At 70.4% G+C, this 226-nt stretch carries 1 pseudogene; it reads right to left on the reverse strand.

The features are described from left to right. Positions 1-226: pseudogene (locus NYP18_RS15360) on the reverse strand (maleylacetate reductase); the annotation flags it as partial.

Raw genomic sequence — 226 nt, forward strand, 5'->3', positions numbered from 1 at the left:
TGCCAGCGAGGCCGGGGCCCCGACCTGCTGGTAGAGGCGGTTGAGCTCGGCCAGGGCGTCCTGCCCACCCAGAGCAGCGGCGAGATCTGTCGCGGTGTCCGGCACCGCCGGCAGGTTAAGCGCCGCGACGTAGCGCAGCACCACTGAGTGGGTCTCGGCATGCGGGAGATTGAAGGTCCCACCGAGGACGTGGCAGATCTTGTGGTGCAGGCCCGAGCCCGCGGAG

It is taken from the genome of Corynebacterium lemuris, assembly GCF_024919295.1.
GTDB classification, from domain to species: Bacteria; Actinomycetota; Actinomycetes; order Mycobacteriales; family Mycobacteriaceae; genus Corynebacterium; species Corynebacterium lemuris.